Source organism: Streptomyces phyllanthi, assembly GCF_009377205.1.
In the GTDB taxonomy this organism is placed as follows: domain Bacteria; phylum Actinomycetota; class Actinomycetes; order Streptomycetales; family Streptomycetaceae; genus Streptomyces; species Streptomyces phyllanthi.
Window position 1 is genome coordinate 1 of the sequence record NZ_VJZE01000229.1, and the last position, 14201, is coordinate 14201.

The following is a 14201-nucleotide window of genomic DNA, read 5'->3' on the forward strand; positions in this document are numbered from 1 at the left end:
CAGGACCAGGGGCTGCGCTCCAGGACCCCCCGGACCGGGGAGCTGCGCCCCTGGCCCCCTGGGGGCCAGGGCGGAGCCGACTCGCCCTACGGAAGCCGGCTCGCCCTAGGGAAACCGACTGCCCCAGGGAACCGACCCGCCCTACGGAAGTCGGCTGGCCTCCGTCCACTCCCGCAGCAGTTCCTCCCGCTCCGCCGCTCTGGGCGATCCGCCCTCTCGGGTGCGCCCCCACCGGGCCATGGCGTCCAGGGTCGTCCGCAGTGTGGCCTCGCCCTCCACGAGGCGGGACAGCAGCGCCAGCGAGAGGTCGAGCTCCGTCCGGGAGTAGCCGTACGCCGCCGTGTACGCCGTCAGCTCGGCGTCCCGCTCCGCCGTTCCGACGCGTACCGTCACCGCCGGAGGCAGGTCGGAGCCTCCCAGGCCGCCCACCGTCAGCGCCATCTCCACCAGCACACCCACCTGGTGCCCGAGGGTCTTCACCGGAACGTCCTCGACGGTCAGCGCCCGGATGTCCTCCCACGGCCACAGGCCCGACTGGCGGTCGCCGAGGGCCACGACCCCCTCCGGCGCCAGCCGCACCCCCGGAGCCGGCCCGGTCGGCTTCGCCCCCACGTACACATCGCCCTCGGCGATCCAGAACAGCCCCACCATGGCCATGAGCAGCCCCATCCCCCCGGTGCATTCCGCACCGCCCGTAAATGATCAGTCGCCGCACATGGTCGCAGCACACGTCGCGCGGCACGTGCCAGGGGCCCGGAGGTTCGTCCGAACCTCCGGGCCCCTGATGTTGTACGTACGCTGTTCCGCGTCCGTTCCGCGTCCGCCTCAGTCCGAGGACTGCTGCCGCTTCGGGCGCCACACCACCAGCGCGCTCGTCTGCTGGACGTCCTGGTACGGGACCAGGTCGCGGCGGTACGAGGCGTGTACCGCGGCCTCGCGCTGCTGCATGACCGCGGCCGCGCCGTCCAGGGCACCCTGCAGCTCCGCGACACGGGCCTGGAGCGCGGCGACCTGGTTCTCCAGTTCGATGATGCGCTTGATGCCGGCGAGGTTGATGCCCTCGTCCTGCGACAGCTGCTGCACCTGGCGGAGCAGCTCGATGTCACGGGCCGAGTAGCGCCGCCCCCGGCCCGCCGTGCGGTCCGGCGAGACCAGGCCCAGGCGGTCGTACTGACGCAGGGTCTGCGGGTGCAGGCCGGAGAGCTGGGCCGCCACCGAGATGACGTAGACCGGGGTCTCCTCGGTCAGTTCGTACGGGTTCCGTCGCCGGCCGTCCATCTCATCAAGCTCCCTTCGCGGCCTGGAACAGCTCCGCCCGCGGGTCCTCCCCCGCGGTCGCCTCGCGATACGCCTCCAGCGCGTCACGAGCCTTCCCCGAAAGGTCCTTGGGGACACTCACCTCCACGGTGACCAGCAGGTCCCCGCGGGTGCCGTCCTTGCGGACCGCGCCCTTGCCCCGGGCGCGCATGGTGCGGCCGTTGGGCGTGCCCGCCGGCAGCTTGAGCGTGACCGGCGGCCCGCCGAGGGTCGGCACACGGACCTCGCCGCCCAGTGCCGCCTCCACGAACGTCACCGGCACCGTCACGGTGAGGTTGTCGCCCTTGCGGCCGAACACCGGGTGCTCGTCCACGTGCACCGTGACGTACAGATCGCCCGCCGGGCCGCCCCGCTCGCCCGGTGCGCCCTTGCCGCGCAACCGGATGCGCTGCCCGTCCGTGACCCCGGCCGGGATGCGCACCTGCATCGTGCGGGACGACTTCGCCCGGCCGCTGCCCTGGCACTCCAGACAGGGGTGCTCGGCCATGAGCCCGCGGCCCTTGCAGTCCGGGCACGGGTCGGTCAGCGAGAAGCCGCCGCCGGAGCCCCGCGCCACCTGTCCGGTGCCGACGCAGGTCGGGCACACACGCGGTGTGCCGTTCTTGTCGCCGGTGCCGGAGCAGGCCTTGCAGGGCGACTGCGAGGTCATCCGGAGCGGAACGGTCGCCCCGTCGACCGCCTCGGTGAAGCTCAGCGTGACGTCGGTGTCGATGTCCTGGCCGCGCCTCGGCTGCGTACGCGTGCCCGCGCCCGTCCCGCCGCGGTTGAAAAGCCCCCCGAAGACGTCACCGATCCCGCCGCCGAAGCCGCCCGCTCCCCCTCCGCCCTGGGCGCCGCCTCCGAAGAGGTCGCCCAGGTCGAAGTTGAACGTGCCGCCGCCGGCGCCGGGTCCCGGCCGGAACCCGCCGTTGCCGAACAGGGCGCGCGCCTCGTCGTACTCCTTGCGCTTCTTGGGGTCGCCGAGGACGTCGTTCGCCTCGGAGATCTCCTTGAAACGCTCCTCCGCCTTGGCGTTGCCCTTGTTGGCGTCCGGGTGGAACTCGCGGGCGAGCTTCCGGTACGCCTTCTTGATCTCGGCCTCGGTGGCGTCCTTGGGGACGCCGAGGACCTTGTAGAAGTCCTTCTCGATGAAGTCCTTGGTGCTCACCCTCGACGCCCCTCCTCTCCTGTCAGTGCAAGGTCAGCCCTCGTCCGGGCCACCGCTCTCCTTGTCGTCGGCGGAGCGGCCTGCCTCCGTCGTCTCGTCGGCCTTGACGGTCTGCGCGCCCGGCTGGGGCTCGGCCACGGCCACCCGCGCGGGGCGGATGGTTCGCTCGCCGATTCGATACCCGGGCTGCAGAATCGCCACGCACGTCGTCTCGGTGACGTCCGGTGCGTAACTGTGCATCAGGGCCTCGTGGATCGTCGGGTCGAAGGGCTCGCCCTCCTTGCCGAACTGCTGCAGGCCCATCTTCGCCGCGACGGTCTCCAGCGACTCGGCGACGGACTTGAAGCCGCCGACGAGTTCGCCGTGTTCCCGCGCGCGGCCGATGTCGTCGAGCACGGGCAGGAGCTCGGTCAGGAGGTTCGCGATGGCGATCTCCTTGACCGTGATCCGGTCGCGCTCGACGCGGCGGCGGTAGTTCTGGTACTCGGCCTGGAGCCGCTGGAGGTCCAGCGTGCGCTCGTTGAGCGCGGTGCGGACCTGGTCCAGCTGTGCCGTCAGACCGGCCATCTGCGCTGCTGCTGCCGGGTCCCCGGCCGGGGCCGCCCCCTCCTGGGGGGCGGCCTTCGACTCGGCGTCGTCAGGGGTGGCGCCGGAGGGGACGTCGGGCTGCTGCGGCGGAGCCGGCTGCGGCTGCTGCTCGTCGAAGCCCGGGGTCTCCTCCGTCACGCGGCACCGTCCTTCCGGTCCTCGTCGACGATCTCGGCGTCGACGACGTCGTCGTCGGCCTTGGCGCCACCGGCTGCGGCGCCCTCGGAGGCACCGCCCGCGGCCTGTGCGGCCTGCGCGTCGGCGTACAGCGCCTGGCCCAGCTTCTGGGAGACGGCGGCGACCTTCTCCGTGGCGGTACGGATCTCCGCGGTGCTGTCACCGTCGGAGGACTCGCCCTTGAGCGCGGCCTTCAGCTCCTCGACGGCGGCCTCGACCTCGGTCTTGACGTCGCCGGGGACCTTGTCCTCGTTGTCCTTGAGGAACTTCTCCGTCTGGTAGACGAGCTGCTCGCCCTGGTTGCGGCTCTCGGCGGCCTCGCGGCGGCGGTGGTCCTCCTCCGCGTACTGCTCGGCCTCCTGGCGCATGCGGTCGACCTCGTCCTTCGGGAGCGAGGAGCCGCCGGTGACGGTCATCTTCTGCTCCTTTCCGGTGCCGAGGTCCTTCGCCGTGACGTGCATGATGCCGTTGGCGTCGATGTCGAAGGACACCTCGATCTGCGGCACGCCACGCGGGGCCGGCGGCAGACCGGTCAGCTCGAACATCCCGAGCTTCTTGTTGTACGCCGCGATCTCGCGCTCGCCCTGGTAGACCTGGATCTGCACGGAGGGCTGGTTGTCCTCGGCGGTGGTGAAGATCTCCGAGCGCTTGGTCGGGATCGTCGTGTTCCGCTCGATGAGCTTGGTCATGATGCCGCCCTTGGTCTCGATACCGAGGGACAGCGGGGTCACGTCGAGGAGCAGGACGTCCTTGACCTCACCCTTGAGGACACCGGCCTGGAGCGAGGCGCCGATGGCGACGACCTCGTCCGGGTTCACGCCCTTGTTGGCCTCCTTGCCGCCGGTCAGCTCGCGGACGAGCTCGGCGACGGCGGGCATACGGGTGGAGCCACCGACGAGAACGACGTGGTCGATCTCGGACAGCTGGATGCCGGCGTCCTTGATGACGTTGTGGAACGGCGTCTTGCAGCGCTCCAGCAGGTCGGCCGTCAGCTGCTGGAACTGGGCGCGGGTGAGCTTCTCGTCGAGGTGCAGGGGGCCCTCGGCGGAGGCGGTGATGTACGGCAGGTTGATCGAGGTCTCGGTGGACGAGGACAGCTCGATCTTCGCCTTCTCAGCGGCCTCGCGCAGACGCTGGAGGGCCATCTTGTCCTTGGCCAGGTCCACGCCGTGGCCGGCCTTGAACTGCTGCACCAGGTAGTCGACGACACGCTGGTCCCAGTCGTCACCACCGAGGTGGTTGTCGCCGTTGGTGGCCTTCACCTCGACGACGCCGTCACCGATCTCCAGGAGGGACACGTCGAAGGTGCCGCCACCGAGGTCGAAGACGAGGATGGTCTGGTCGTCCTTGTCGAGGCCGTACGCCAGGGCGGCGGCGGTAGGCTCGTTGACGATACGCAGAACATTGAGACCCGCGATCTCGCCGGCCTCCTTGGTGGCCTGACGCTCGGAGTCGTTGAAGTACGCCGGGACGGTGATGACCGCGTCCGTGACCTTCTCACCGAGGTAGGACTCGGCGTCCCGCTTCAGCTTCTGCAGGATGAAGGCGGAGATCTGCTGGGGGTTGAACGGCTTCCCGTCCAGCTCGATCTTCCAGTCGGTTCCCATGTGACGCTTCACGGACCGGATGGTCCGGTCCACGTTGGTTACCGCCTGACGCTTGGCGACCTCGCCGACGAGCACCTCACCGTTCTTGGCGAAGGCGACGACGGACGGCGTGGTCCTGGCGCCCTCGGCGTTGGTGATGACGGTGGGCTCGCCGCCCTCCAGAACGCTGACGACGGAGTTAGTCGTGCCCAGGTCGATGCCGACCGCACGTGCCATGTCAATTCCTCCAGCTGACTTGAGTGGAACGGGCTCAAGTGTGCATGACCGCTGCCGTGGGGTCAACAGAGCTGAGTCGAGGGGGCTCAACTCTTATCTGTTTCTTACACGCAATGAGGCGTTGACCTGCGGGAATTCTCCCCTGAGGGAACCGACGGAGCGGCGCGGAGGTCCCCCACAAGGGTCACTCGCCCACATCACCGAACCCTCTCCTCACAGCCCGGGCGCCGCACCACCCCCGCGGCCCCACCCCGTTGTGGGAGCCTGGGACGGCTCGAAGGGTGCGAGGTCTCAGGGGGAGGGATCCGTGGGGAGCGCGCTGCAAACCTGGTCGGTGGGGGTCGGCGGCTTTCTGCTGGGCATCGCCGTCCTGGCCCTCAAGGACTGGATCGGCGCCAAGGGCAGGCTCCTGCTCGACTTCCTCTACGGCCGGTTCGCCGGGAGCCGGCTGCTGCGCCGGGCGGCCCTCACCAAGTACGTCCGGGAACTGCACCGCCGCCACAAGGAGTTCCCGGTGTCCTTCCAGGCGGACGAGGCACTGAAGCTGCCGATGGAGTCGGTGTACGTGCCCCTGTGGGGCGGGCGGCCCGGCGACGGCACCCGGGAACGGATGGAGGCCGCCCTCCGCCGGGCGCGCCACAGCGTCGTCCTCGGCGTGCCGGGGGCCGGCAAGACCATGCTGTTGCGGCACGAGACGCTGATGTGGGCCCGGCGCCGCATCCGGGACGACCGCCGCCGGGTGGACCTCGGCGACCTGCGGGACATCCCTGTGCTGCTGGAGTTGCACCGCCTCAACAAGGACCCCGAGCTCAGCCTGGAACAGCACATCGTGCGGCACTTCGCCCGGCACGGTTTCCCCCGTGCCGACAACTGGGTGAACAGGGCTCTCGAACAGGGCCGTCTGGCGCTGTACTTCGACGGGCTGGACGAGGTCTCCACCGATCTGCGCGCCCTTGCCGTCGAGCTGCTCAAGGAGTTCAGGGACACGTACGCGGACTGCCGGATCGTGGTGACGTGCCGGGTCGCGGTGTACGAGGGACAGTTCACGGAGTTCGACCAGACCCTGCGGGTGCGGGACCTCGACGAGCACCTGATCCGGCGCTTCCTGGGCGGCTGGCCCTGGCGCGCGGGGACGGCCGCGGACAGTGTGGACCAGTTGCTCGGAGCGCTGCGGGACACCCCCGAGATCATGCAGCTGGCCCGCAACCCGCTGCTGCTCACCCTCATCGCCTACCTCTACGACTTCAGGTACGGGGGCACCGATCAAGTCCTGCCGCACACCCGGGCCGAGTTCTACAAGCAGGTGATCGACGACCTGCTCAGCGACCGCCGCCGAAGGTCCGCCTTTCCGCACCCGGTCAAGAAGGCGGTGCTGCTGCGACTGGCCCTGGTGGCGCAGGACGTGCCCAGCGGTACGCACGACCGGCTGGCACTGCCGGAGGCGGAGGTACTGAACGCGACGCGGGAGGTACTGGAGAGCCAGGGCCGTGATCCGGCCGACGCCGAGAACGTACTCACGGAGATCGTGGAGCGCAGCGGTCTGCTGCTGGCCGTGGACAACGGGGAGCGGTACCAGTTCGCACACCTCACCCTCCAGGAGTACCTGGCTGCCGCCGTGCTCGCGGCCGACCCGTCGGGGCTCCTGCGACGCTACGAGGCGGACCCCCAGGCCTGGCGCGAGACGGTGCGGCTGTGGTGCGGGGTCGAGCCGCGGGACTGCACGAACGTGGTGCGCGGGGTGCTCTTCCACGACCCCGGGCTGGCATTCCAGTGCCTGGCCGACGCGCACACGGTCGACGCCGGGCTGGCGGCTCAGCTGCTGGACGACTTCAAGGGCCGACTGCGGCAGGGGGTCATCGACGATCAGGTGATCAGCGCGTTCGGGCTGGTGGCGGGAGACCGGCGGCAGCGCGGGCGGGAGGTCTTCGACTTCCTGGTGGCCACCATGCGTTCGGAGTCCACCCGCAGCGCCCGGGTGGCGGCGCGCGCCCTGGCGGCCACGAACCTGCCCGGCGCCGCCGCCGAACTGGCCGACGCGGCGCACGCGCCGACCGACCCGGCGTGGAGTGCCCTGGGGCTGATGGGCGACCTCGCGGTGCCCGCGTTCAGCACCATGGCCTGGCGGCACCATGACGCCCTCACAGCGCTGTGGTCCATCCGTACGCCCAAGGCGGCCCGGGCACTGAACCACCACCTCTGGGAGAACGACTCGCCGGTGGTGCAGTACTGGTGCGCCTTCTACCTGGGCGACCTCCTGGCCGTCCCGGAGATCGAGGCCGAGCTGCGTACCGCACCGGCGCCGCCGCAGGACACCGGGTACGACCCCTGGGTCTGGCGTCCCTTCGCCCACGGCCCCGACGACCCGCTGCTCAGGATCGCCGAGCGGATCGCGCGCGTCCTGCGCGGCCTGGACGTCCAGCAGCTGAGCGACTCCCCGCCGGGTCTGCCGCAGATCGACCCACGGATCACGGCTCCCATCGCCGTGATCGACGACGTGTCCACCGGATACAGGATCAGCACGACGGTGAGCGTCTCCCGCGAACTGATGGCGTCCCTGATCGAGGCCCTGCCGTCGATGCGGATCAGCTCCTACGCGCAGGAGGCGGAGACCATCGACGTCAGTGACTTCGCGGGCCGCGTCGAGGCGGTCTACGTCCCCACGACGTCCCGGCGGGACGAGCTGGAGGCCGACCCCCGGGTGGCCCGGCTGCTGGACAGCTGTATGGCCTTGCTCGGCCGCGCCGGACTGCCCACCGCGAGGATGGCTCTCCTCAAGCTCCTTCCCTCGTGGCTGCGCCTGCGTGCCTGTGTCGCCCTTCTGCTCGCCCAGCCGCTCGCGGGAGTGCGGACCTGGGACGCGACGCCCATCGATCCGAAGGAGCGCGCGTACAGCTTCTACCGGGGCTGGTACTTCCGTTCGGTCGTACTGCTGTGGTGCGCCCTGTCCGGAGCAGCCATGTGGCGCTCGCTCATGGCCACCATGACCGATCGTCCGGGGGACCCCCAGTGGCTGGGGTGGGCGGGGCTCGCCGTCGTGACCGGGTGGCTGGTCGTGGCCGTTGTGACACGGGAGGACGCGGCCCCGGTCTCCGGCCCGCGCTTCGTGGTCGTCGGCATGACGGTCGTCTCCGCGCTGTACGTCGTCACCGCGGTGGCGGAGAGGTGGGGTGTCGGCGTGGCATCGTCGTGCGCCGTGACCGCACTGGGGCTGAGCATTGCGGGGGTCCGGCGGGGTGCGGCATTGGAGTACCGCCGTGCCACGCTCTCCCATCCCGTGCGCCGGCTGGTCCTGGCCCCGCTGCTCAGCCCCGGCTCCGAGGAGCGGCACACGCACTGAGGCCACCCTCAGCGACGCAGATCACCGCGTTGCTGGCTACAGTGCGGCCCAGGAAGTGGGTAGTCTCAGACGGACTGCATAAGTTACCGCTTAGTAATCAGCCTTCGGGGAACAGGGAGACCACCCCCAAGGAACCCTCGCAGGCCCGAGGAGCCCCCAAATGCAACTCGCCGCGATCGTTGTATCGCTGGTCCTGACCGTGGTCGGCGTCGCCCTGCTCGCCCGAGCCATCGGCCAGTTCCTTCGGTACTTCAAACTCGGCCAGCCCGTCCCCGCCGACAGCCGGACCGACAACCCGTACCAGCGCAGCGTCACGCTGGTGAGGGAGTTCCTCGGCCACACCCGCATGAACCGCTGGGGCATCGTCGGCGTCGCCCACTGGTTCGTGGCGATCGGCTTCCTGACCCTGCCCCCGACGATCATCACCGCGTACGGCCAGCTCTTCCAGGCCGACTGGACGCTGCCGGTCATCGGCGGGTTCCTGCCCTACGAGCTCTACATCGAGTTCATCGCCGCGATGACGACCCTCGGCATCGTCACGCTGATGGTCATCCGTCTGCTGAACCTGCCCTCGCGGCCGGGTCGCAAGTCGCGGTTCGCGGGTTCGAAGATGGGCCAGGCGTACTTCGTCGAGTACGTCATCTTCACCATCGGCCTCGCGATCTACGTCCTGCGCGGCCTCGAGGGCGCGCTGCACCACGTGGACCACTTCGAGGCCGCGTACTTCGCCTCGTACCCGCTGGTCCTCGCCTTCAAGGGCCTGAGCGTCGCCGCGCTGCAGAACCTGGTCTACCTGTTCGCGATGATCAAGCTGAGCACGACGATGATCTGGATGATCACGGTCTCGCTCAACACCAACATGGGCGTGGCCTGGCACCGCTTCCTCGCCTTCCCGAACATCTGGTTCAAGCGGAACGCGACCGGTGAGACCGCCCTGGGCGGCCTGCTGCCCATGACCTCCGGCGGCGAGCCGATCGACTTCACCGACCCGGGTGACGACGACGTCTTCGGTGTCTCCCAGGTCGAGCAGTTCTCCTGGAAGGGCCTGCTGGACTTCTCCACCTGCACCGAGTGCGGTCGCTGCCAGTCGCAGTGCCCGGCCTGGAACACGGGCAAGCCCCTCTCCCCCAAGCTGCTGATCATGTCGCTGCGGGACCACGCGCACGCCAAGGCCCCGTACCTGCTCGCCGGTGGCGGCAAGACCATGGAGGGCGAGGAGAAGGCGAGCGAGGAGCAGCTGAAGGACGTCCCGGCGGCCGCCCTCGCGGAGGCCGAGCGCCCCCTCATCGGGACCGTCGAGGAGAACGGCGTCATCGACCCCGACGTGCTGTGGTCCTGCACCACCTGCGGCGCCTGTGTCGAGCAGTGCCCCGTCGACATCGAGCACGTCGACCACATCGTCGACATGCGCCGCTACCAGGTGATGATCGAGTCCGCCTTCCCGAGCGAGGCCGGCACGATGCTCAAGAACCTGGAGAAGAAGGGCAACCCCTGGGGTCTCGCCAAGAAGCAGCGTCTGGAGTGGACCAAGGAGGTCGACTTCGAGATCCCGGTCGTCGGCAAGGACATCGAGGACCTGTCCGAGGTCGACTACCTGTACTGGGTCGGCTGCGCGGGTGCCCTGGAGGACCGCGCCAAGAAGACCACCAAGGCCTTCGCCGAGCTGCTGCACATCGCGGGCGTCAAGTTCGCGATCATGGGCGGCGACGAGAAGTGCACCGGTGACTCCGCCCGCCGCCTCGGCAACGAGCCCCTGTTCCAGGAGCTCGGCATGGAGAACGTCGCCGCGCTGAACATGGCATTCGGTGAGTCCCTCAACGAGGAGGGAGAGGTGGACGAGAGCACCAAGAAGCCGAAGTCCGCGAAGAAGATCGTCGCCACCTGCCCGCACTGCCTCAACACCCTCGGCAACGAGTACCCGCAGCTCGGCGGCGACTACGAGGTCATCCACCACACCCAGCTGCTCCAGCACCTCGTCGACGAGGGCAAGCTGATCCCGGTGACCCCGGTCGAGGGCATCATCACCTACCACGACCCCTGCTACCTGGGCCGCCACAACAAGATCTACACGCCTCCGCGCGAGATCATCGGCAAGGTCCCGGGCCTCAGGAACGAGGAGATGCACCGCCACAAGGAGCGCGGCTTCTGCTGTGGCGCCGGTGGTGCGCGGATGTGGATGGAGGAGCGGATCGGCAAGCGCATCAACGAGGAGCGCGTCGACGAGGCCCTCTCCCTCAACCCGGACATCGTCTCCACCGCCTGCCCGTTCTGCCTGGTCATGCTGACCGACTCGGTCAACGGCAAGAAGAGCGACGGCAAGGCCAAGGAGTCCATCCAGGTCGTGGACGTCGCCCAGCTGCTCCTCGAGTCCGTCAAGACCCCGGACCCGGACGACGAGCCGCCGACGGGCGCGGCCGAGACGGAGAGCGAGCCGGAGCCCGCGCCGGTGGAGTAGGCACGGCAGGGCACCGGCGTCACCCCGGTCAAGATCCGTACACGAACGCATGACGGAACACGCCGTCTTCCCGCCCGTCGCGGGGAGACGGCGTGTTCTCGTCTGTACGACGGCGAACCTGTACGACGGCGAACCTGTACGACGGCGAACCGGACGCCTCCCACCAGCCGGACGCGTGCCACCGAGGGGCCGGCCCCGGACGGGACCGCCCACGTCGCACCGGCCGACGTCGGGGTGTCCCGCTCCCGGTGAGGCGGTCGGCTCCCGCACCGGGGCGTCTGCCCACGGCTCCCCGCCCGCGATGGGCCGGGCCACGCCCGTGACATGGGAATTCCTCACCCAGGGAGCACGGGGGAGCACCCGGGAGCACTCGGGAAATTCCTCGCCCCTTCCGTACAACCATCACCCCCTTTCACATGTCTCTCCTGTGCCAACCGGACGATGAAGCAGGAGACAAATCCTGACGAATCTCCGTCACCGGCGCCCCCCTCTCACGACGATGCGCCACGCATCCCCGCATGCAGCAGGAGACACCGCATGCCGCACCACGTCCGCACCGCTCTTGCGGCAGCCGCCGCAGCCGCCCTCACGGGCGGCCTCCTCGCCGTCGCCGCCACGACGGCCACCGCCGCCGACCCGACGACCAAGGCGCACGCCGACTTCAACGGCGACGGGTACGGCGACCTCGCCGAGTCCGCCGGTTCCTCGACCGTGGGCGGCAAGGCCGGGGCAGGCCAGATAGTCGTCCTGTACGGAACGGCTTCGGGCATCTCCGCCACCACTCCCCGTCAGACGCTCAGCCAGAACAGCACCGGCGTGCCTGGCACCGCGGAGGCGGGCGACGGCTTCGGCTGGAGCAGCGCCTACGGCGACTTCAACGACGACGGGTACGACGACCTGGTCGTCGGCGCCTACAAGGAGGACGTGTCCGGCGACACGGACGGCGGCACGGTCGCCGTCCTGTGGGGCTCGGCCTCCGGCCTCAAGACCGGCGCCACCCTCAACGACCCCGCCCCGTCCTCCCACGACAAGTGGGGCCGCACGCTGGCCGCGGGCGACTACGACGGCGACGGCAAGGACGACCTGGCGGTCGGCGCCACGACGAACACCATCCATGTCCTCAAGGGCGGCATCAGCACCTCGGGAACGGCGGGCGGCCGCTACACCATCAAGCCCCCGATCCAGTCCGGCGGCTCCGCCGGCCCGCTGAACCTGACCGCGGGCGACGTCAACGGCGACAAGAAGACCGACCTGGTCGTCGACGGCTTCGACAGCGTCGACACGACCGGCTGGAACACCAACTACTTCGTGCCCGGCACCTCCTCCGGCCTGAGCGTCGCGGCCGGCCAGAGAATGAAGCCCGGCGTCATCACGGACATCGGCGATGTGAACGGTGACGGCTACGGCGACGTCGTGACGGGCGTCGAATGGAACGCCGTGGAGGACGGCCAGGAGATCCCGAGTGCCCACAAGGGCGGACAGGTCTTCGTCACGTACGGCTCGGTGGATGGCCCCATCGCCGTCGATGAGATCCACCAGGAGTCCGGGAACATCCCCGGTTCCTCCGAGACCGACGACGCCTTCGGAGCGGAGCTGTCGCTCGGTGACATCGACGGCGACGGCGTGTTCGACCTGGCCATCGGAACCCCCGGAGAGGACCTGGACGGCACCACCAACGCCGGGGCGGTCACGGTCCTGTACGGCAGCAAGGAGGGCGGCCAGCTGAGCACCACCGACCGCGTCCAGTACTTCACCCAGAACACGCCGTACGTTCCCAACCAGAACGACAAGGGCGACGGCTTCGGCGGCGAGCTCAAGCTGGACGACGTCAACGGCGACGGCAAGGCCGACCTGGTCGTCTCCACTCCCTGGGAGAACGACGGGAACGGCGCCGTGACCTACCTCCCCTCCTCCGGCACGAAGATCACCACCACCGGGGCCAAGGCGCTCTACCCGGGCGGCATCGGCGTGGACACCGCGGGATACCCCCAGTTCGGCGCCAACGCGGCCAACTGACCTCCGAGCGAGCCGAGCCCGAGCCCGAGCCGGTGAAGCAACCTGACAGCGAACGACGCCCCCGTGCCCACACCGGGCACAGGGGCGTCGCCGTTCAGCGCAGCCGGAAAGCGGCCATGAAGAGGTACACCAGCAGCACGAGGAGGAAGCTGCCCGCGGCGAGGAGCATCTCGGCAAGGCCTGGCTGCTGCCCCAGCAGCAGGGGGCGCCAGCCCCAGTACACCGCCGCGGCGAGTACCGCGAACACGGTCTGGGCCGGTGCCGACCAGGCCATCTCCTGGAGGTCGTCGGCGTCGTTCACCAGGGTGAAAACAGGGCCCAGGACCGCGCCGAAGAGCCCGATGACGACGAAGGCCATGAGTGACGCGTCGCCCAGCTCGTCGTCCTGGAAGGCCGCCCAGCGCCCCGCGGCGAGCGTGGTGAGGTCCTTGCTCTCGTTGACGTAACCGCCGAGGTCCGGCGCGGACCGGGCCCACAGGACGTCGACCCGGGTCCCCTCGCGGGGCTTCTTGTACGTGTACGCGCCCCGCACGGTGAGCCGTTCGACACCGTCGGCGCCGTCGGCCCCGTCCGCCACGGAGACCACCATCCGTGACACGTATCCCTGCACGGCGCCCTCGTCGTCCAGCTCCTTGCGCACCGAAAGCCGCTCCATGACGGTGGCCGTGCCGACCTCGGCGCCCGCGTCCCGCAGGGAGTCGAGCTTCTCCCCCGAGTTGGGCGAGGTCAGCAGGGCGACGAAGAACGACCCGGAGGCGAACGCCACGAGCAGCCACACGGCACCGGTGCGGAGCTTGGTCCAGCCCCCGGAGCGGGCCAGGGCGTCCCGGGGCTCGTCCCGCAGCACCCACAGCGCCACCACCCGCACCACCGCGCAGCCCACGGCCACCGCGCCCCACACCAGCGGCCCGTGCCACGGCCGCGCCATGGCGGTGGCCCCGAGCAACCACGTACACGCGACCGCTGTGGCCACCCACCCTGCCACCGCGCACAGCCGCACCGTCCAGACCAGCACAGAGCGCATGGACTCTCCCCCTCCCCATCAGCTGGTCCCGTGAGTGACGGGGACGGTACTACGCCATGCGCGCGGCCTTCTCCTCCCCGCCCACGGGCCGCGGCAGGCACAGCCTGATAACGAAGCACCCACGTCCCTGGCCCAGCCCGGGCGCATGCGGTGTGGTCGTCCCATGCGTTCGACACAGGGAGCCGAGGGAGCCCGACCGGCCGGCCGTGTGCGTCCCGTCACCGCCGTCCTGGCCGGGCTGTTGCTCCTCGGCGCGTGCAGCGGCCAGGGCGGCGGCGGAGACGACGGCACCCGTCGGGCCACGGCCGCACCGGGCG

9 protein-coding genes are annotated in these 14201 nt (G+C 70.0%); 3 read left to right on the forward strand and 6 right to left on the reverse strand.

The features are described from left to right. Positions 1–141 precede the first annotated feature (141 nt). The 5 genes from FNH04_RS27235 to dnaK form a co-directional block, all read right to left on the reverse strand. A complete protein-coding gene (locus tag FNH04_RS27235; RefSeq protein ID WP_228031638.1) occupies positions 142–669 on the reverse strand; it encodes a hypothetical protein in 528 nt (175 codons plus the stop codon). A gap of 156 nt (positions 670–825) precedes the next feature. Next, the gene (locus FNH04_RS27240) at positions 826–1278 is read right to left on the reverse strand and encodes a heat shock protein transcriptional repressor HspR (RefSeq protein ID WP_152788443.1); all 453 of its coding nucleotides are present in this window, start codon (positions 1276–1278) and stop codon (positions 826–828) included. Between the two features lie 4 nt (positions 1279–1282). Continuing rightward, complete coding sequence (gene dnaJ / locus FNH04_RS27245; RefSeq protein WP_322723985.1) at positions 1283–2464, reverse strand: molecular chaperone DnaJ; 1182 nt, start codon at positions 2462–2464, stop codon at positions 1283–1285. 33 nt (positions 2465–2497) lie between these two features. Further along, complete coding sequence (gene grpE, locus FNH04_RS27250) at positions 2498–3190, reverse strand: nucleotide exchange factor GrpE (RefSeq protein ID WP_322723986.1); 693 nt, start codon at positions 3188–3190, stop codon at positions 2498–2500. Further along, a complete protein-coding gene (dnaK, locus tag FNH04_RS27255; RefSeq protein ID WP_152788444.1) occupies positions 3187–5052 on the reverse strand; it encodes a molecular chaperone DnaK in 1866 nt (621 codons plus the stop codon). The genes grpE and dnaK overlap by 4 nt, the downstream gene beginning before the upstream one ends. 307 nt (positions 5053–5359) lie before the next feature. On the opposite strand from dnaK, the gene FNH04_RS27260 reads away from it, so the two are divergent. The 3 genes from FNH04_RS27260 (at position 5360) to FNH04_RS27270 (ending at position 12860) form a co-directional block, all read left to right on the forward strand. Continuing rightward, positions 5360–8389, forward strand: coding sequence for an NACHT domain-containing protein (locus FNH04_RS27260; RefSeq protein WP_152788445.1), 3030 nt, complete (start codon positions 5360–5362; stop codon positions 8387–8389). Between the two features lie 160 nt (positions 8390–8549). After that, positions 8550–10844, forward strand: coding sequence for a (Fe-S)-binding protein (locus FNH04_RS27265; RefSeq protein ID WP_152788446.1), 2295 nt, complete (start codon positions 8550–8552; stop codon positions 10842–10844). A 537-nt stretch (positions 10845–11381) separates the two neighbouring features. Beyond that, positions 11382–12860: an FG-GAP repeat protein gene (locus FNH04_RS27270; RefSeq protein ID WP_152788447.1), complete on the forward strand. Its 1479-nt coding sequence runs from the start codon at positions 11382–11384 to the stop codon at positions 12858–12860. 94 nt (positions 12861–12954) lie between these two features. Here the strand turns inward: FNH04_RS27270 and FNH04_RS27275 are convergent, their stop codons facing one another. Continuing rightward, the gene (locus tag FNH04_RS27275) at positions 12955–13884 is read right to left on the reverse strand and encodes a hypothetical protein (protein WP_152788448.1); all 930 of its coding nucleotides are present in this window, start codon (positions 13882–13884) and stop codon (positions 12955–12957) included. Positions 13885–14201: the final 317 nt, after the last annotated feature.